The sequence below is a fragment of the Paenibacillus cucumis (ex Kampfer et al. 2016) genome, from assembly GCF_019748695.1.
Taxonomy (GTDB): Bacteria; Bacillota; Bacilli; order Paenibacillales; family Paenibacillaceae; genus Paenibacillus; species Paenibacillus polysaccharolyticus.
The window spans coordinates 95312-114752 of sequence record NZ_JACLIC010000028.1 but is presented as its reverse complement, the minus strand read 5'-3'; the positions used below and the strand labels follow the sequence as shown (position 1 = coordinate 114752).

Here is a 19441-nt window from a genome sequence, read left to right as displayed (position 1 = left end):
TTAGTAGCATACTTATTCTCATTATATCAAATGTTAAGGTAATACGTCCAAGCCAAAAAGTGACGCTCCTTCCTTCAAACCAAAAAGCTCTTTACCTGTCAGCTCGATCCGGCAATCACCGTTACCTCGTCGGACTGGCAAGCAAAGAGCTTGGCCGCAGGCGTATTCCTGCGCTTTAACACTTTCCGTTACACTTTTCTATGAATCGTTATATTATGCTTTGATTATACTCATCCTGTTATGTCGCTTTCCTCCCTGATGCAGATCAGGCACTCACATTTTGGCTGTTCTGACGTGTAGCTCCTTGCCGGTTAAACAGATAATCCAGCGCCAAAAAGCGGCTGCCAGTCAGGAGAAGAGTCAATGATCCTGCCATCAGCATGTAATCGAACTCTGTTCCCATCAAAAACGGTTGCCCTGCCTTGGCTGTGAACAGTGCGCCGACCATAACCGCGATGAACAGCAAGGCAAATACACGTGTACCCAGACCCAGGATCATGGCCGCACCACCTGCCAGTTCAATGACAGCAACAACAGACGCCATAAAACCGGGAATCCCTATACTTTCAAAAAAACCAACCGTACCGCTAATTCCACCCTCGAATTTACTCCAGCCATGTAATAGAAAAATGAGACCAATCATAATCCTTGAGAAAAAAAGTCCAATTTCAATGGTTTTGTTATTCATCATACATCTCCCCATTTCATTCATAATTTTAGTCCGGATGCATTGCTTGGTTCATGGTCGTTTTCTATCCGATCGACCATACAAACAGAACAGACAGCAGCAGAAACACCGTTACAGAGATTAGAATGGCATATCGCGGTAAGCGTAGTGTAACATCACGTTCAGGGTCGAGCAGACGGGAAATACGCACATTTACCGACGTATCGGCAAATGAGGACTGAATTGTCATCGCTCTTCCCTCCCCAGATGGTGTGCATGTCCGAAGCAGTTTCAAGAGTGCACTGCCAATACCTGCGGCATTCCCCGTACGTTCAATCGCTTCGTTATCTGCTAAAATCTCTCTGACGATGCGATATTGCTGTGACGTATGCTTCAGCACAGGAATATACGGCATCATCGTAGCAAATACCGAGAGCAGCGTTGTTTTCAGTGGATCTCGGTGCCACAAATGGTGAACCTCATGATACACGACAGCCTTCTCTTCATCCGAATCCAGCATACGGAGCAGGCCAGTGGAAAGCACAATACAAGGTCGCCACAGCCCAATGGTAAACGCAACCGGAGAAGGTTTGCCCACAACAAGAAATCGGGGTTTCTTAAGATGTCTGTATCTTGCAGTCAATTCTTCCGACCAAGCGCGAATCTCCATGGAGCGGAGCTTGGTTACTGCGGCACGCGTCTGGACAATTCGTCTAATCATCATCCAGCTTGTACCAGCAAAAGTCAGCAAAACCAGAAGCAACAGGAACTGACCTACAGACATCCACCCCATACGACTCATCCAGTGATTGCATAGCCATAGCAGATTCAACCGGATGTCCCATCCAAATATTTTATACATCGCATACATGAACATCTGCATGAGCACGAGTACCGGAATACCCAACCCGACGGTGAACAAAATCTTGGAACGGGTCTTCCACATCTTAATCGTTATCCTTTTTCCATTGCTTAATCTTCATTTCGAGCCGTTCAATCAAGCCTTCATCGGCTTCATCTAACGCATCCAGCATGTGATTCACTGCTAGTGTCCCGAATTCGTCCACCAATTCCTGGGACAGTTCCTTGGATTGATCGTTCATAAAGTCCTCCCTGCTTTGTACCGGCCGGTACAGCGATGTGCGGCCCTTCTGTGTTTTGCCGAGTAATCCCTTATCCACCAACCGATTCATCACAGTCATAACCGTATTGAAATTTACGTCTTTGTCTTGTTCCAGTGCCGTCTGTACTTCACGGATGCTGCTGCCGGGACGAGCCCACAATACTTCCATAATCTTGGCCTCAAGTGGTCCAAAAAAACGATTCAGTCCTCGCTCGCCCACTTTAAAATTGAGTATTCTCATATTCTGACACCCCTCACACTACCCATTGTAGTGTCCAGAAATGAGAAGTCAACCTCTATGTCAGGTATTTTATGTAAATGATTTGTAAAAATGTTTTTCATTTGTGTATAAAAGTACATAAGAAAACCGGGCAATTCTGCAAAATTGCAGTCATACCCGGTTCGTATCATGACCTTTCCAAGCTGGCATAAAAGACCAGCTATTCGCTTGTGCGAGATGCGGGAAGTTCCCGCGTCGACAGATAATCTCACTTTATTTTGGCATATGCCCAGAGATATCTACACCCAAGCCATGAGCCAGTCGTCCACCCAGCTGTCCGTCAGCCCGGAAGAAGTGGCATAATGCTCGCATCTGGATATCTACCGGTACGGCTTTGAGATCATTCGTCAGATTATCCAGCAGATGATGCTGCTCTTCTGGTGTGAAGGAACGGAACAGCTCTCCTGCCTGCGTGTAATCATCCGTTTTCTCAATCTTTTCCCGTGTGACATGCCCCTGTAATGGAACCTGGGTTTCCCGATAAGCCGGATCTTCCTGTGGACTGTTACCTGAGCTGTTAGGCTCATAGTTTACTGGAGATGGGTCCTGGTTCACGTTCATGAGCCCATCACGCTGATGATTGCGCACAGGTGCATACGGGCAATTCACTGGAATTTGGAGATAGTTAGGTCCAAGACGGTGCCGCTGTGTATCCGGGTAAGAAAACAGACGACCCTGCAACAATTTATCCTCAGACGGTTCAATGCCTGGCACAACAGCACTTGGTGAAAATGCGACCTGCTCCACTTCTGCGAAGAAATTCTGAGGATTACGATTCAATGTCATCGTCCCTACTGTCTGGAACGGTAGTACATCCTCAGGCCATGTTTTCGTTGGGTCCAGCGGATCGAAGGAGAAATCATCCATCTGTTCCGGCTTCAGCAGCTGCACTTGCAGCTTCCACTGCGGATATTCTCCGTTTTTGATATGTTCATGCAAGTCTCGCGTTGCGTGGTTAAAATCCTGTCCCTGAACTTCGGAAGCTTCCTTACGAGAAAGGCCACGAGCACCCTGCGCTGATTCCCATTTGTATTTCACATAGTGTACTTCACCTTGGTCATTGATCCATTTGAATGCGTGTACTCCGAATCCATCCATCTCCCGATAGTTGGCCGGAATGCCCAGATTCGAGAACAGCCAAGTCATCATATGAGTTGATTCCGGGGAGAGGGTCATGAAATCCCAATATCGCGCCGGATCTTGAATGTTGGTATCTGGAGCCGGTTTGAGAGAATGCACCATATCCGGAAATTTAATGGCATCCCGAATGAAGAAAACAGGCAGATGGTTACCCACAATGTCGTAGTTGCCTTCACGTGTATAGAATTTAACAGCAAACCCGCGAGGGTCACGTGCGGTCTCAGGAGAACCCGTACCATGAATTACAGTTGAAAATCGTACGAACACATCCGTTTCTGTGCCCGGCTCTTGCAGGAAATCGGCTGACGTATATGCCTTCATGCTCTGCTCCAGCTTGAACACCCCATGTGCTCCTGCGCCTCTTGCATGCACAACCCGTTCAGGAATGCGCTCACGGTCAAAATGAGCGATTTTCTCGATCAGGTGGTAATCCTCCAACAAGGTTGGCCCTCTTCTACCTGCTGTGCGTGAATTCTGGTTATCTCCTACCGGTGCTCCCTGGTTAGTTGTCAAACGATCTGTCATCCTGTCGTCCTCCTTATAATGGGTCTCATGTCTGCTGTATCTATCTACTAATTCCATTCATATTCGTTGTTCGCTCAAATATACATTTAGACTTGATCTAACTGTTAAAATCATTCTAACATGTCCCATCTATCTACTGCATGAGGTTCGTATGAGGTTCAGATGAGGTTGTTACGCTAAAGATGAATGAAACATGAAGCATACGAAAGAGGTTGCATATGACACCGGAAAATAAGATAAGGCATAGATCATTTAATAAACGATCTACGCCTTATCTGAATCGCTAACAAGATAATCCTGAGCACATATTCCCAAAATCGCAATACACTACGTGAGGCCATTCTTGTATCTATATAAGTTGGTGTAAAATCTTTAGTTCAACTTAATAGGATACTATTAATCCGCCAATCGATAGCCCACGCCTCTTACCGTAACGATATATTGCGGCGAAGAGGCATTATCGCCCAATTTTTTGCGCAAGCTTTTGATATGCACATCCACCACATTGCTTCCACCTGTAAAATCAGTCTCCCAAATATCACTAAGCATCTCTTCACGCGAGATGACTGCACCTTTGGCATCAATCAGCTTGAGTAGCAGATCATACTCCGTCTTGGTCAAGTGAATGCGATCCTGATCACGTTGCACGCTCATGCGCTCCCGATCCAGCACCAAGTCTTTGAATCCGATTCGCTGTCCCTCTTCAGGTAAAAAAGCTCGCTTAGGCATTACAGGACTACTTCCAATCATGCGCTGTACACGGTAAAGTGCCTCCTGCGGACGTGCAGGCCATACAAGCAACTCCTCCTGAAGCATCGGTCCGCTTGCACTGCCAATCATCTTCTCCCCCACCAGGTAGAGACATGGTGTCGTTTTTTCCGCCTCGCGGTTCAACCGGCTGTGGATTCCCGTAAATGCATCAATCGTTCCGGCAACCGAGAGGTCATAGATCAGTAGATCAAAAACAAGGCGTTCATGGAGATCCGGTTCCCAACGATGGAACACAAGTACGTCAAAGCAACTATCTGTCAGAGCCTTCACCAGCTCATGCACCTGACCCGGCATCGGGCTGATCAGAATGACACGTCTGGTAATCGGGCAGTTGTCCACGAGAGGTGCCGTTCCTGAATCTGCCAGCGCAGGTTTGACCCGAAGTGGCAAACGGCGGCCTGACCATTTCACTTTTACTTGACCCGTTTGGTTTTGCATTCCCCGCAGACACCTCCAAATACCACATGTGCATGATCTATTGAATAACCGGTCTCTGCCGCTACCTGCTTCATCCATTGGGGAGGAACTTCTGTCATCACCTCGTCCACTTTACCGCATACTTCACACATAATATGCTGGTGATCATCCATCCGGGCGTCATATCGGCTTGCTGTTTCGCCAAGTTTAAGCTCCCTGATCAACTCTTTGTCTGTTAAATAGCGAAGAGAATTGTATACAGTGCCATAAGCCAGATTGTACCCCTGTTCCACCAAGCGATTCATTACATCCGCAGCCGTTGGATGGTCTTCTGATTTACGTACGACATCATACACGGCTTGCCGTTGTATTGTCAGATTTAACGTTTTCACAACCAAGTCCCCTTTTTTCTATTTTTCAAATGTATATACCTCTCGAACATATTTGTTCGCTTTAGCTTTTACATATCAAAAGAATTTTGATTTAGATTAAGTATAAATCTTAATGCATAGGGAAGTCAATATTGTCCCGTACGGCTACGTTTTAGAATTTTATAGCGCATTAAAACCAAACCCTTCAAACATTTGGGATTATATGGTTCGCCCCCACACTGATTTTCAGATAAAATAGAGGGATGTGCGTAAAAGGGGGGGATGCTGGTTGTTAAGCACGTTTTTTGTCAATCTCTGTGTGATCATTTCCTTTCTGTACCTGTCAGGAATCATCACCAAATACTACAGCATTCGTTTGCCTTTTCCCTCGCTTCGCGTTCAGCTAATCGGTGGCTTTTTATTCGGTCTATACGGTACAGTGCTTATGAATTATTCTTTCCATATCAATGACACTACCATTGTGGATCTGCGGCATTTGGCTATCGTAACTGCAGCCGTATATCTTGGTGGGCTCGCTTCGGTCATCACCGGAATCATCATTGCGATCCTTCGAATCGTTATGTTTGGTATTACCTCAGCAGCCATTGATGCAGCATTTATTATGATCCTACTCGGGCTGGCTGGTGTGTATTTTGCCTACGCTTCGTGGTCCAGATTAACCAAGATTATTACCATGAATCTCTTAGGCATGACTATGATATTTATCGTACTGCTAATGAACACGCCCAGCATGAATACATTGATGAAAGTATATCCCATACAGATGACTATAGCCTTTGCTGGCGGTCTTTTCATATATTTCATCGCGGAATTTATTAATAGATCCAACGAGATGTTATTTCTGCTAGAACGACGAGCCTCCACAGACCATCTGACGGATCTGAGCAATCGGCGGCAATTCGAACAGTCTCTCCAGTCTGAGCTTCAACATGCCAGGCAGTATCATCAGAAGCTTTCCTTGCTGGTAATTGATATTGATCGATTCAAAAAGGTAAATGATACGTTTGGTCACTCTGCCGGAGATTCGGTATTGAAGCAACTTGGGCAATTGCTTGTAGAACATGCCCGTTCTACGGATCTTGTTTCCCGTAACGGTGGAGAAGAATTTGCAATTCTATTGCTCGATTGTGGATATCATCAATCTATGGCTATTGCAGAATCCGTGCGGAAAGCTGTGGCCCGATCTCTTTTCATCCTGCCAGACGGGCAGACCGTAAAGCTCACGATCTCCATTGGTGTAGCCGTTTATCCCGATCACTGTGATGACCATGATGACAACGACCTGTTTGATCAAGCTGACCGTGCGCTATATGAAGCTAAAAATACGGGACGCAACAGGGTATGCTCACTGCCACCCCGCAATATCACGGTTGTAGATAATGATTCATTTTGAGATGATGATTAGTCTTAACGACGAAACGAAAGGGATGTCTCACCTGCCTCAACCAAGGCAAGCGGGACATCCCTTTCCCATACATTAAACCAATGATGTTCTTACAGTTTTTATAGAAAACCAGTTGGAGTCAGACCAGAATTTGTTCAATCTCTGCAATAACATCAGCATCCAGCTTAACTCCAGAAGCTGCAGCATTTTCTTTAACCTGTTCCGGACGGCTCGCTCCGACCAGAGCGCTGGAAACATTATTTTGCCGCAAAATCCAGGCCAGTGCCAGTTGCCCCACCTTCAGGTCCAGCTTGTCTGCAACTTCGACTAATTGACGTACTTTTCCGATGCGATCTGCGTTAATTTTCCCTTCATCCCAGCCAAGCTTGGCTGCCCGGCTATTCTCCGGGATATCGGAGACAGATGTATATTTCCCTGTCAGCAAACCTTGTGCAAGTGGTGAATAAACAACCTGTCCGATGCCTTTACGTTCACCCAAAGGAATGATCTCGCTCTCAATATACCGATCAAACATATTATATACCGGTTGATTCACGACAATACGATCCAGCAACAAGCGATCTGCTGTACCGAGCGCAGCTTCCATCTGAGCCGCTGTCCACTGGCTCACACCTACATATAACACTTTACCATGACGCACCAGATCATCCAGTGCACGAAGGGTCTCCTCTATCGGTGTCTCCTGATGATAACGATGGCAATAGTAGATATCGACATAATCGGTGCCAAGGCGTCTCAAGCTGGCCTCGCACTGCTCCATAATATGTTTGCGGGACAAGCCATGATCGTTAGGGCCATCACCCATTTTGTTAAACACCTTGGTTGCGAGAACATAAGAACTCCGTGAGTACGCTTTCAATGTTTGACCCAGCAATACTTCTGCGGCTCCCCGCTCATAGGCGTTGGCTGTATCGAAAAAGTTGATCCCTTCATCAAATGCCGTTTCAATTGATTTCACCGCATTTTCACGTTCCACATATCCTCCGTACGTCAACCAGCTACCTAAGCTGATTTCGCTTACTTTCAGTCCGCTTCCACCTAACCTGCGATAATCCATGAATGCATGTCCTCCTCAGAATGTAGAAATGATGAAGTTAAGTTCCATATCCTATTGTAACCCAACCTGAACAAATGGAAAAACATATAAGTAGAAGCTCAGGAAAAACAGCAAAAAAAGCACACCGCGAGTGATGTGCCTTCTGTAACCTTGGTAGAGAAATTCATCTTCTCTTTTATGGCAAAATAATACTCAGTGCATTTAAAAGCTCAGTCTGTCTAACTGGCTTTGTCAGCACGGCATCAAAAACCTCCGTCTGCTGAATATCCATATGCATCCCATATGGAACGAGCACAATGACAGGCAGCCCTTCAATCTGCTGTTTCAGCGCAATGACGAAATCGACTGTGATGCCCTCACGCAAGCCCAGATCTACAACAGCCACATCCGGCTTATAACCTTCCTTGATCCATTCACATGCGGTGGCTGAACCCGAAGTCATGCGCACATCCATCTCCCAATTCCGCATCAGGGAGGATACGCCCTGCAAAATATCAGGATCTTTGGCGAGTAGCACTTTTTTAGCCTTCAAACGTTGCTGCACACTTGTGATTTGCGGCAAGTCCCAATACCTGCGTAATGGCAATGAAATCCGAAACTCTTCTTCACCTGGCAGGCTGTTTACCTGAATACGACCATGCATCAGAATGGCCAGATTCTGGCTGACTGCTAGTCCCAGATTACTACCAATCAGTTTTTCCGTACTGATCGTTTCCGGTTTGGCAGTAGAAATTCGCAAGCGGTTGTCAGATAACATCTGTCCCGTGTATCTAACCCGTAGCAAGAGAAGGCTTGTATCCTCTACTTCCTCTCCCCTCATCTCTGCTGTTACCAGTACAGCACCTTCCCGAGTAGAATCCATGGCGTATTGCATCACATGGCCTAACATCTGGCCAATCTTGATCTCATCGCCAATGAAAACTTGCGATACATTCAGATTCAGATTTAATCCCAGTTCTATCTTTTTGCTTGCGGCTGTTCCGGCATAGAGATAGACGGTGTTCTCAATAGTGCTGACCAAATCAAAGGGATCATCATGAATAACCGTTTTTCCTGCCTCATTGATATTAAAGTTCATCATATTGTTGAGCAGTGAAAGCAGAATATTACCGCTCGTTTCAATCATATTCACATACTCAGCTTGTTCCTCCGACATGTCGGGTGTCCGCATCAGATCCGTCAATCCCAAAATGCCGTTCAACGGATTACGGATCTCATGACTCATCAGTTTGAGCATTTGTGTCTTGGTCATGGCCTCGGATTCGGCACGTTCCTTCTCCGCCTGCAATTTCTCCTGCAACTGTTCTGAATCGCTGAGTCTCTGTTCCTGAACGTGCAGCGCACTCTCCAGGTCAACAACGTATCCCAGAAAAACAGCCATAGCTTTAAGTGTTTTCATATCGGTTTCACTGATCTTATACCCTGGATCATCCATTATGCATATCGTTCCGTAGGATTCACCTGTTCTACGTACAATAGGTACTCCCACAAAAAAGCGATTACCCAATCCATCCGTGACATTCATTAATCGTGTTACAGAATGTTCGGTGGTATCCGAAATGGTAACGACACTGTTATTGTCTCTCAGAACCAGACTGCAGTAGGATTCCATAAAAGGAAGCGCAGTCCCTTTGACAATTAATTCTTCCTTGCGGTTGAAGGCTTCCAGAATGACATTAGTCACTCCGTCATTCGTGGCTACGAAGATGGTATTCACTCTTAATATGCCACTTAATACGTCCACAATATGGGCCGCTGCTTCTTCAATATTTTCATAGAAGCCTTGGTTAACGCCTTCTACCGTCCCCATGATCCAACCCCTCTTTGTTTGTCTTGGCTGCTATATTAAGTTCACCGATCAGAATGTTGATTCACATGCAGGGGTATGCCGGGGAATCCGAACGATTGTCACAAACTATACTTATATGTTTAACACCACAGAAGTACAAGAGAATCATCCTGTGCCTGTAACCTCTTCTTTCACCGAATAGATCTGAAAAAATGCTTCGATCCACGGTATCTAACTTATAAGTTTATACTTGCAGGGTAAATAGAAATTATACGCTTCTGTTTGAATTTTGGGAACCTTAAACCCGCGCCAAATCCCGGAAGATGCCCTTCCACCTCACAGGGGGTGTGATCATAATCACACCCAAAAACCCACATATAGTTTATAAATGGATAATACAAATCTACATGTAGTATATAACTCATATATTAATCAAATTATAATCTATTCAAAAATCATTTAGGAGGCACGTTACATGACTATGCTTGAGCATGCCGCACCACCGGCAACCGATCTGTTATCTGACCTGGGAAGACGTATAATTGGCGCAGAAGACGCTGATACGCTGAGGGAGAATGCAAATCTGAATGGAGATTCCTTCAGCGGCAAGATGAGCAGGCTCGGATCGGAGACAGCCAAATGGCATGCCATGCGTCATGTATTGCCAGAGGTGCTTGCAGATGCGGTGGAGAATGGCGATCTGTATGTTCACGATCTGGATCAGTATGCCCTTGGAACAACCAACTGCATTTTTATTCCATTCAGTCGATTGCTGGCTTCCGGCTTCAATACGGGCAATGGATCGGTTCGCACACCACAAACCATCATGTCTGCGATGGCTCTGGTCGCGATCATCTTCCAGTCACAGCAAAACAGTCAGTACGGCGGCGTATCTGCCAACAAAATTGACTGGGATCTGGCGCCTTACGTACAACGCTCTTTCATCAAGCATTTCCGCAAAGGTCAACGGCTTTTTGATGAACAAGCCTTGCTGACGGACGAGCAGCTTCATCTGGACAGCGCCGAAGCGAAGCAGCAATGCCCGCGGGCATTTGCTTTTGCATATGAAGAAACGGAACTGGAGACAGGACAAGCCGCCGAATCTCTTATACATAACCTGAATACGATGAGTAGCCGGGCGGGCGGACAGATTCCTTTTACATCGCTAAACTATGGTATGTGTACATCAGCTGAGGGTCGTCTTGTGTCGCGCTCCCTGCTCGAAGCAACGATTCGTGGCCTCGGACATGGGGAAACGCCTGTATTTCCACAGCATATTTTCCAGTGCAAACAAGGGGTTAACCAAGCTCAGGGTGACCCGAACTATGACTTGTTTCGCCTCGCGGTAACCTGTTCTTCACGGCGGATGTATCCTAACTTTGTCAACGTGGACGCATCGTTTAATCTACCTTATTATCACCCGGAAGACCCGGATACGATCATTGCTACCATGGGCTGTCGCACACGTACCCTTGCGGATCGGTTTGGCCGGAATCGGCAAAGTGGTAAAGGGAACCTGTCCTTCAATACGGTCAATCTGGTGAAACTAGGGATTCGGTTTGGCATCTGCCAAAACAATCGGGCTGTTGCGGATCGGGAAGGATTCTATGCGGCCCTGGACAAAATCATGCACAATGCCGTGGAGGGGCTACTTCATCGGTATGCCATTCAGAAGAAACAGCCTGCCAAATCATCGGACTTCATGATGCGTGAAGGGGTATGGGAAGGCGGAGAGAAGTTGGAACCGGATGAGCCGGTTGCCGATCTGTTGAAACACGGCACGTTGTCTATTGGATTTATCGGACTCGCCGAATGTATGACTGCTATGTATGGACGCCATCATGGACAAGATATGCATGTTCATCGCGAAGCACTGCATGTCATCCGTACGATGAGAGAGTTCTGTGATCGGATGAGTGAGCTGCATAACCTGAACGTTACATTGTTTGCTACACCTGCAGAAGGACTATCCGGTAAATTCACCAAATTAGACCGGGCACGTTACGGCCCCATCTCTGGTGTAAATGAGCGCGAGTATTATACGAATTCATTCCATATTCCGGTCTATCATAACCTTCCTGCCTACCGTAAGATCGAACTGGAAGCTCCATTCCACGCTCTGTGCAATGCCGGAGCCATCTCTTATGTTGAACTTGACGGCAATGTGCGGGCAAATACATCAGCCTTTATGCGCATCGTACAGTACGCGCTGGCACAGGATATCGGTTACTTCTCGATTAATCATCCGATTGATCGTTGCCCTGAATGCGGGTATGAGGGGGTCATCGGTGATACCTGTCCGGGATGTGAAGTTCACGAAAATGAGGTTCACTTCCAGCGCTTGCGCCGTGTAACCGGTTATCTGACAGGAGATTACAAGGTACGCTTCAATGCTGCGAAGCAGGCCGAAGTGCGGGATCGGGTGAAACACCGGTGAATCTGTTTGGTTACATTCCCGAATCGGTCAATGAAGGAACCGGCCTTCGTGCTGTGCTGTTTATCAGCGGATGCCGCCACGCATGTCCGGGCTGCTTCAGCCCGGATTCGTGGAGTTTTCGCGCAGGTGAACCCTTTACAGAAGAGCGGCAGCAACAGATTTTGCATGAGGTCACGAACCATCCGTTGCTGGATGGCGTGACGTTATGCGGGGGTGACCCCTTTTTCTCAGCAGCAACATGTACTCGTTGGGTACGTCAGTTTCGGGATGCAAGGCCAGATCTGACGGTATGGGCCTATACCGGATTCGAATATGAGGAACTCATCACCGACCCGGAAAGAGCAGAGCTTGCACAGCTATGTGACGTGATTATCGACGGGCGTTACCTTGCAGCAGAGCGTGATGTGTCTTTGCCCTTCCGTGGAAGTCGTAATCAGCGGTTGATTGACGTGCCCGCAACACAAGCATCTGGAACCATCGTTACATTGCATCTTGGTGCAGTGTAACGATGTTTTTCTCTTTTTACACCTGAAACCTTTGGATGACCTGATTCAGTTCGTAAGCCAAACTTCTCAGCTCGTGAGAAAGACTTGATACTTCTTCCATCAGCGCCAGTTGTTCTTCCGAAGAAGCACGAGCCTTGTTCGCGTTACCGGATGAATCCGAAGCCACAACACCCAATTGCTCCAGAGAAGCAGCAATCTGATCACTGCTGGCTGACATTTGCTCGGAGGCGGCGGATACTTCGTAGACTTGTCCCGATACCTTCTGAATAGATTCGACAATCTGGCGGAATGTTTCTGCCGTTACTACGGATGTCTCTGCTCCTCGTTTAGCGACATCCACTGAATCTTCAATGGAAGTTACGGCCTTCTCCGTATGATTAAGGATACCTTGAAGGATCTGGTCGATCTGATCAGAAGACTCTTTGGAGCGATTCGAAAGCTTCTGAATCTCCTGTGCAACCACAGCAAAGCCTCTTCCTGTCTCCCCTGCTCTAGCTGCCTCAATGGAAGCATTCAGCGCAAGCAGGCTCGTTTGATCCGCAATATCCCGAATCATGGACATGATTCCACCGATGCTGCTGTTCAGTTGTTGAAGATCATGAAGAACTACGACCGTGCCCGACATGTTAAGTTCAATCTTCTGCATCTGATCCACCATCGTTGTAATATCTGCCTCCCCTCGGCTAGCGAGATCCGTTGTATCCGCAGCCAGTTCAGCAACCACCTGAGATGAGTCAGCAATTCGTTTGATACCAATGACCATCTCGCCGATGGACTCCTGGCATTCATTCGTGGATTGTCGTTGCTGTTCTGCTCCGGAGGACACCTGCAGCATCGATTCGGTAATCTCTTGTGAAGCTTCAGTGGTACGTTCCGAACTCATCTGCAGATCCGCAGCTGAGCGGGTCACACTCGCAGAAGTGGACTGTATGCCTGTAATCAGTTGCTGTAGCCCCCCAAGCATATGATTAAATGCGTTGGCCGTTTGGCCGATCTCATTGTTATTGCGCACATCCAGACTGACTGTCAGATTGCCGCCTGCTGCCTGTTTCGATACGTCTGCCAGCTTCTGTAATGGTCGAAGTACAATGCGAGCCAGAATGACCATAACTATAATCATAATGACGGCAATGATAAACCCACTCCCCAGACTGTACAAAAACATCCACATCTGATCCTGCTTCACTTGGGCTGCGTCCAAATCCAGACCAAAAATAGCAATCGTCTTACCCGTATCATCTTTGATCGTGCTTAGATAGGTCACCCACGTCCCTGCAGTATCCGTGTATGATTCTGTAAAAGCGGTTCCGTTCTGGAATACATGATCATATGTATCTTGAACTACTTCTGGAATTTCGTATTCGACACCGGGGACCATCTCCAGATCGTAGAGTGCCTGATTGACTTGCACCCCCGTTAAGATCTGTTTCCCATCCCGTTCGATAATATCCGATTTGAATATATAAGCATTTGCAATAGAGGCAACACCGGTCATCGCATCGAGTTGTTCTTTCAATGACGTGAGTTCGGGAGATGTTGGCTTAGGTGAAGCCTCCAGTTGCTGATTCGCCTGTTCTACCCACTTATGGTTGAGCTGAAGCTGATTGGACAGCGCCTTACCTACCTGATTGATTTCTTCGTAGTAAGCCTGCTGACTTTGTTTGAAATTCAACACACTCATCAGGATGATCATTACAAACAAAATGATGGCAATCAGGACAGAACTGGTGAAAACCAAACTTCGATTGCGGAAGTAGCGTAACATTGCAGATTCCCCTTTTCCTTTACTTTTCTAGCTTACATATCCGTCCTGATAAAGAATGAGTTCGGATTCGACTCCTTTCTCCACCTTTGCCTTCAGCAAATGATATGACACTATATAATATATATCGTGATATAATTGCTTTTTTTGAATGGGGATCATGTAAAAATAAAAAAAGGCCAACCGTTAAAAACAGGTTGACCTCGCATAATAGAAAATAGGAAAAAGATGGTTATTGATCTCTTCTATCCTGCTCTCTATCGTTTACATTTTCTATATGTTAATGAACCTCAAAATGACGAACACGGACGCCCGTAGGTAATATTAGATAGATATCCTGCACTCCTGATGCGCCTGTCAGTTCAACCTCTACCGTAGACCACTGCTGGGCACCGCTTTGTGCCAGCTCTACACGTCCTGCAAGGGCACCGTCCGGGGTACCCAATCTCACTTCCAGCACACCCCCTTGCTGTTCTGCAGATAGGCGAGCTTCAAATGTGGTGGCCCCGTTGCCAAGGTCAGCATCCCTAAAGGCAATCCACCCTTGTTCTCCTATGACACGGACTGCTGTACCACCCTCTTTGCACTCATCCAGTTCCACACTCCGATAAGCATCATAATTCTCGGCACGTGTAGTCACGCTCAAGTCACGCGCAGGTATGATCTCTCCATCTATTTTTAGATCTGCGACCAACTGCACATCGGAGGAAGATTTGGCTGCCATAATCGAATAGATGCCATCCTCCACCACATAACGATCACGAGTAACATCCCAGATGGCCAATTCCGAAACAGGCAGGTCAAAATGAACAGTCGCTGTCGCTCCAGCTTCAATATGCAGACGTCGGAAAGCTTTTAGCGTTTTAAGTGGACGTTTCACTCGTGACTTTCCTGCGCGAACATACAACTGCACGACCTCGTCACTGGCGATTGAACTGGTATTCGTCACATCCACTCGAATGGTCACGCGGTCGTCTTTTCCTGCTTGCGCAGGACTAATCTCCAGATTGCTGTATTTAAATGAAGCATAGGTCAGACCATGTCCGAACGGATATAACACATTTCCTTCAAAATATTGATACGTGCGGCCCGCTTGGATAATGTCATAATCCCGGATATCAGGCAGTTGATCTTCCGATTGCACCCAAGTCATGTTCAGACGGCCTGCAGGTGCATAGTCTCCGTACAATACGTCAGCGACCGCGTTCCCCAGTTCCTGTCCGGCGTGTGACGTATACAGGACCGCTGGAATATTCTCCTGAACCCAGTTGCAGGTAAATGGATAACTTCCTACAATCACCACCACGGTGTTCGGGTTAGCTTCATGTACGGCCTTCACCAGCTGAAGCTGTGATTCAGCCAGCTCAAGACTTGGACGATCCACTTCTTCTTTACCGTTGACGAGCGGGTTGTTACCGACAAATACAATCGCTGTCTCTGCTGCTTTGGCTACAGCAACAGCTTCGCCGATCCCATTCGTTACGACATTTTGCTCGAATAGCTCTGCATCACCGAATGTTGTCAACTCTTCGGCCACCTTGAGTGCATCATGGCCATCGTTCGATGTCGTCACGATTCTACCATTCCATGTGGTGAGCCCCACACGACCATCCGCCTGTGGCAATAGATGAAACACTTCTTTGACAAACCAGCCGTACACTTCATTAGCCGAGGCAGTGACCGACTCTTCATCTGTGGTCAGGTATTTGCGGTTACTCTCTGCCTGCAACGTGTAACTACCGAATCCCCAATCCGTCACTCGGAATGTCTCGGCTTCTTCTGAGGCTCTCACTGCCATCTCAGATGAGCCCTCCACTCTGACAAGGCCCAGCTTTTTGCCGCTTGCTGCCGATGTCAGCGTGATGCGATGGTCACCGTCCTGGTAGGTTACGTTATCACTGCCCACTTTGCCGCGAATCGCTTCCAGTGGCGTGACGCTGTAGGGTAGCGTACCAGCATACCAATCCCGATAGACCGTTCCGCCAAGCTGGCCAATCACAGCTACTTTGCCTGTTTTGGTTTTGTCCAACGGAAGGGTACCATTTTCGTTTTTGAGCAAAACCACCTGCTCTCTTGCCGCCCGGAGAGACAGCGCTTTGGCCTTCTCCGTCATCATGGATTCCTCGCCAATTGCAGCGTAGGGATTGCCTTCTTCCGGATCAAATTCACCTAGACGGAATCGCACACGGAATGTATTAAACAAGGCTGTGTCGATATCTTCCATGGTCAGCAGCCCCTGCTCCAATCCTTCACGAAGCGCTTGCTTGGACAGTTCGGCATCGTCGGTGATACTGTCGATCCCCGCTTTGACCGATTCAACCGTACCCGGTGTGTGGGATTCATAATATTTATGATCATTCTTGATGCCCATCACGTCGCCCGCGTCACTGACGATGAATCCATCCATGCCCCATTCGCCTTTAACAATCTCGTTCACAAAAGGATGCAACAAAGCCGGCGTGCCATTAATCGAGTTGTACGCTGTCATCATCGACTGTGCTCGGCCTTGCTTGAATGGCTTTTCGAACGCTTTCAAATAATATTCACGCATATTGCGTGGATCAATGCTGGATGAGCCGCTACCACGATCCACTTCGTTGTTGTTGCCGAGGAAGTGTTTGAGCGTTGCCACAGCTTTGTAATACTTGGGATGGTCTCCTTGAATACCTTTGACCAATGCGGTTGTCAGCTCTGCGGTCAGTTCCGGGTCCTCGCCATACGCCTCTTCGTTTCGTCCCCAGCGCGGGTCACGCTCCATATCCACCGTGGGTGCCCACAGCGTAAGACCGTTGACGGCAGGATTCCGTTTGTAAAATACACGTGCCTCGTCTCCGATGACGGAGCCGATCTCTTTCATCAGGTCGGTATCCCACGTACATGCGAGTCCTACAGGCTGCGGGAATGAGGTGGCTTCACCAAGCCAAGCCAGGCCGTGAGCGGCTTCCGTTCCATGTTTGTAAGCAGCAACACCCAGGCGTTCTACGGCTGGCTGGTATTGCAGCATGGATTCAATTTTTTCATCGTCCGTCAAGCGGGACACAAGGTCCTTCACTCGATCGTTAAGTGCCATGGTTGTATCTTGAAACGGATATTTCGTTTGATGAGTTGTCATATCTAATCTCCCTTTAATGTATAGTATAGATTAATTATGATAGCGAATACATTTTAATTCATGAAAACGGACTATATCTTTCGGATTACCTCTCTAAATTAGGAAAAATACCTTATAAATCATGATTTATTTTTATTTTAGGGGATATTAATCAAAAACCTAAAACGATTTCGGTAATCTTACTATAAAACATTCTGATATAAAAAAACAGAGGGGCGTTTCAAGAAAATGTTCCTCTTCCTTTTTTAAAAATATGTAGCTACTCGTTTTTTTCTGGCATACTCTGGCAATCCTGATTAGAAGTACAGGGACTTCTGCTTCTGAACGTTCCCTATTATGCTGTGATCATGATTAGGAGGAAACCAATCCAATGAATAACAATGAGCAGTTGAACACAAGTTTACCACCGGTTCCCGAATCTTTGTGGCGTGCCGCGAATACATTCGAATCTTATCCGAAGTTAACAGAAGATACCACAGCGGATGTAGCGATTATCGGAGCCGGGATTGCAGGCATCACCACAGCCTATTTGCTTGCCCAGTCTGGACTGAGTGTCGTTCTGCTTGAAGCTGGAAAAGTACTGGACGGCACAACAGGCCATACAACCGCCAAAGTATCTGCACAGCATGGCGTCATTTTTGATGAAATTATGCATCACTTCGGACATGAGCAGGCACGGATGTACTATGAAGGGAATGCAAATGCAGCGAGCTGGATGCGTAGTCTGGTCAAGGAAAAGCAGATCGATTGTCAGTGGGCTGATGAGGATGCCTATGTCTATATTCAGTCCGATGACCATATCAAAAAGCTGGAGATTGAACTGACCGCTTATGGCAAACTCAACATCCCTGGCGAATGGGTAGACCCCCTCCCGATTCCTGTTCCCTCCAGAGCCGGCATTCGTATGCCTGGACAAGCACGTTTCCACCCATTAGCTTACTTGCATCACTTGCTTGCTTCAGCCGTAAAACAAGGGGTACGTGTCTATGAACAAACAACGGTAACTGACGTTGAGGAGGAATCCTCTCTGAAAGTAAGAACCTATAATGGTTCATTCGTCACGGCAGAGCATATCGTTGTCGCTTCACATTTTCCCGTATATGATCCGGGATTTTACTTTACCCGCCTGCACGCTGAACGCTCATATGCGGTGATGGTTGAACCTGAAAGACCTTATGCAGGCGGCATGTATATCTCTGATGATGATCCGGCCCGTTCACTCCGTGCTGTCGTTCATAATGGTAAAGAGCATATTCTATTCGGCGGAGAAAATCATAAAACCGGACAAGGCATCTGTACCTTCGGTCACTACGAGCGCCTGGAGAAATATGCAGCCGAGACGTTTGGGATTCGTAACATCCCGTTTCGCTGGTCGGCTCAGGACCTGATCTCCATCGATAAAGTGCCCTACATCGGACCGATTACCGGAAGGCATGAACGGGTCTATGTCGCTACAGGCTTTGCCAAATGGGGCATGACTACTGGTACGATGGCCGGACATCTGCTGGCAGACCGAATTACCGGCAGAGATAACCCGCACGCAGAAGTATTTGATCCGGCAAGATTTAAGGCAGACCCGGGTTTCAAACACTTTATCGTAGAGAACGTCAATGTTGCGAAGGAGTTAATTGCAGGCAAAGTCGGTATTGTGCACAAAAATATAAACGAGCTTGGCAACGACGAAGGCGCAGTCGTGCGTCATAACGGTAAAAGGGCCGGAGCCTATAAGGACACCAGCGGTAAGTTGTTCCTGGTTGATACAACTTGCACCCACTTGGGATGCGAAGTGGAATGGAATAATGGGGAACGTTCCTGGGACTGCCCGTGCCACGGCTCACGCTTTAATTATGAAGGACATGTCATTGAAGGGCCTGCGGTCGAAGACCTGCCCATCCTGGATGTGCAGGGGCAGTAAATACAATAGAAGTAAACTATATATCCATACAACGAATAACTCCTTCCCCACCAAATGTACAAAAGTTGTATTTCTGCACTCCATTTGTGAATATATGTGGAGTTCGCTGACATACATTTCATCTCATAGACCGGATCGGTATC

14 protein-coding genes are annotated in these 19441 nt (G+C 47.2%); 4 read left to right on the top strand and 10 right to left on the bottom strand.

The window, feature by feature from the left end; translation table 11 throughout:
• Positions 1-265: 265 nt before the first annotated feature.
• From H7T88_RS18280 to H7T88_RS18255, 6 genes are all read right to left on the bottom strand, one after another.
• Entirely contained in the window at positions 266-688 is a 423-nt protein-coding gene (locus H7T88_RS18280) for a DoxX family protein (protein WP_154890356.1), read from the bottom strand.
• A 64-nt stretch (positions 689-752) separates the two neighbouring features.
• Complete coding sequence (locus H7T88_RS18275) at positions 753-1613, bottom strand: M56 family metallopeptidase (protein ID WP_154984458.1); 861 nt, start codon at positions 1611-1613, stop codon at positions 753-755.
• A gap of 1 nt (position 1614) precedes the next feature.
• Entirely contained in the window at positions 1615-2031 is a 417-nt protein-coding gene (locus tag H7T88_RS18270) for a BlaI/MecI/CopY family transcriptional regulator (protein WP_090924139.1), read from the bottom strand.
• Between the two features lie 252 nt (positions 2032-2283).
• Positions 2284-3735 carry a catalase gene (locus tag H7T88_RS18265; RefSeq protein ID WP_221789687.1) on the bottom strand — a complete coding sequence of 484 codons (1452 nt, stop codon included), beginning with the start codon at positions 3733-3735 and terminating at the stop codon, positions 2284-2286.
• Between the two features lie 396 nt (positions 3736-4131).
• Positions 4132-4944 carry a winged helix-turn-helix transcriptional regulator gene (locus tag H7T88_RS18260; RefSeq protein WP_221789685.1) on the bottom strand — a complete coding sequence of 271 codons (813 nt, stop codon included), beginning with the start codon at positions 4942-4944 and terminating at the stop codon, positions 4132-4134.
• Positions 4920-5315 carry a Fur family transcriptional regulator gene (locus H7T88_RS18255; protein WP_090924136.1) on the bottom strand — a complete coding sequence of 132 codons (396 nt, stop codon included), beginning with the start codon at positions 5313-5315 and terminating at the stop codon, positions 4920-4922. The genes H7T88_RS18260 and H7T88_RS18255 overlap by 25 nt, the downstream gene beginning before the upstream one ends.
• A 268-nt stretch (positions 5316-5583) precedes the next feature.
• Between H7T88_RS18255 and H7T88_RS18250 the strand changes: the two genes are divergently transcribed.
• Positions 5584-6708 carry a GGDEF domain-containing protein gene (locus H7T88_RS18250; protein WP_221789683.1) on the top strand — a complete coding sequence of 375 codons (1125 nt, stop codon included), beginning with the start codon at positions 5584-5586 and terminating at the stop codon, positions 6706-6708.
• Between the two features lie 130 nt (positions 6709-6838).
• Here the strand turns inward: H7T88_RS18250 and H7T88_RS18245 are convergent, their stop codons facing one another.
• Both H7T88_RS18245 and H7T88_RS18240 read right to left on the bottom strand, forming a co-directional pair.
• A complete protein-coding gene (locus H7T88_RS18245) occupies positions 6839-7777 on the bottom strand; it encodes an aldo/keto reductase family protein (RefSeq protein ID WP_221789681.1) in 939 nt (312 codons plus the stop codon).
• Positions 7778-7952: 175 nt separating this feature from the next.
• Positions 7953-9587 (bottom strand): hybrid sensor histidine kinase/response regulator, encoded by a 1635-nt coding sequence (locus H7T88_RS18240; protein ID WP_221789679.1) that lies wholly within the window; start codon positions 9585-9587, stop codon positions 7953-7955.
• A gap of 454 nt (positions 9588-10041) precedes the next feature.
• Between H7T88_RS18240 and H7T88_RS18235 the strand changes: the two genes are divergently transcribed.
• Both H7T88_RS18235 and nrdG read left to right on the top strand, forming a co-directional pair.
• Positions 10042-12003, top strand: a complete 1962-nt coding sequence (locus H7T88_RS18235; protein WP_221789677.1) for an anaerobic ribonucleoside triphosphate reductase — start codon at positions 10042-10044, stop codon at positions 12001-12003.
• Positions 12000-12509 carry an anaerobic ribonucleoside-triphosphate reductase activating protein gene (gene nrdG / locus H7T88_RS18230; protein ID WP_221789675.1) on the top strand — a complete coding sequence of 170 codons (510 nt, stop codon included), beginning with the start codon at positions 12000-12002 and terminating at the stop codon, positions 12507-12509. Before H7T88_RS18235 ends, nrdG begins: the two co-directional genes overlap by 4 nt.
• 16 nt (positions 12510-12525) lie before the next feature.
• Here the strand turns inward: nrdG and H7T88_RS18225 are convergent, their stop codons facing one another.
• Both H7T88_RS18225 and H7T88_RS18220 read right to left on the bottom strand, forming a co-directional pair.
• Positions 12526-14274 (bottom strand): methyl-accepting chemotaxis protein, encoded by a 1749-nt coding sequence (locus H7T88_RS18225; protein ID WP_221789674.1) that lies wholly within the window; start codon positions 14272-14274, stop codon positions 12526-12528.
• Between the two features lie 277 nt (positions 14275-14551).
• Positions 14552-17383 (bottom strand): glycoside hydrolase family 3 protein, encoded by a 2832-nt coding sequence (locus H7T88_RS18220; RefSeq protein ID WP_221789673.1) that lies wholly within the window; start codon positions 17381-17383, stop codon positions 14552-14554.
• A 370-nt stretch (positions 17384-17753) separates the two neighbouring features.
• Here H7T88_RS18220 and H7T88_RS18215 point away from each other — a divergent pair, with 370 nt between their 5' ends.
• Positions 17754-19298 carry an FAD-dependent oxidoreductase gene (locus H7T88_RS18215; RefSeq protein WP_221789672.1) on the top strand — a complete coding sequence of 515 codons (1545 nt, stop codon included), beginning with the start codon at positions 17754-17756 and terminating at the stop codon, positions 19296-19298.
• The last annotated feature ends 143 nt before the right edge of the window (positions 19299-19441 follow it).

Bases quoted from the DNA above. Each gene is read 5' to 3' on its own strand.
- H7T88_RS18280 (WP_154890356.1), bottom strand. From the start codon at position 688: ATGAATAACAAAACCATTGAAATTGGACTTTTTTTCTCAAGGATTATG.
- H7T88_RS18275 (WP_154984458.1), bottom strand. From the start codon at position 1,613: ATGTGGAAGACCCGTTCCAAGATTTTGTTCACCGTCGGGTTGGGTATT.
- H7T88_RS18270 (WP_090924139.1), bottom strand. From the start codon at position 2,031: ATGAGAATACTCAATTTTAAAGTGGGCGAGCGAGGACTGAATCGTTTT.
- H7T88_RS18265 (WP_221789687.1), bottom strand. From the start codon at position 3,735: ATGACAGATCGTTTGACAACTAACCAGGGAGCACCGGTAGGAGATAAC.
- H7T88_RS18260 (WP_221789685.1), bottom strand. From the start codon at position 4,944: ATGCAAAACCAAACGGGTCAAGTAAAAGTGAAATGGTCAGGCCGCCGT.
- H7T88_RS18245 (WP_221789681.1), bottom strand. From the start codon at position 7,777: ATGGATTATCGCAGGTTAGGTGGAAGCGGACTGAAAGTAAGCGAAATC.
- H7T88_RS18240 (WP_221789679.1), bottom strand. From the start codon at position 9,587: ATGGGGACGGTAGAAGGCGTTAACCAAGGCTTCTATGAAAATATTGAA.
- H7T88_RS18235 (WP_221789677.1), top strand. From the start codon at position 10,042: ATGACTATGCTTGAGCATGCCGCACCACCGGCAACCGATCTGTTATCT.
- H7T88_RS18225 (WP_221789674.1), bottom strand. From the start codon at position 14,274: ATGTTACGCTACTTCCGCAATCGAAGTTTGGTTTTCACCAGTTCTGTC.
- H7T88_RS18220 (WP_221789673.1), bottom strand. From the start codon at position 17,383: ATGACAACTCATCAAACGAAATATCCGTTTCAAGATACAACCATGGCA.
- H7T88_RS18215 (WP_221789672.1), top strand. From the start codon at position 17,754: ATGAATAACAATGAGCAGTTGAACACAAGTTTACCACCGGTTCCCGAA.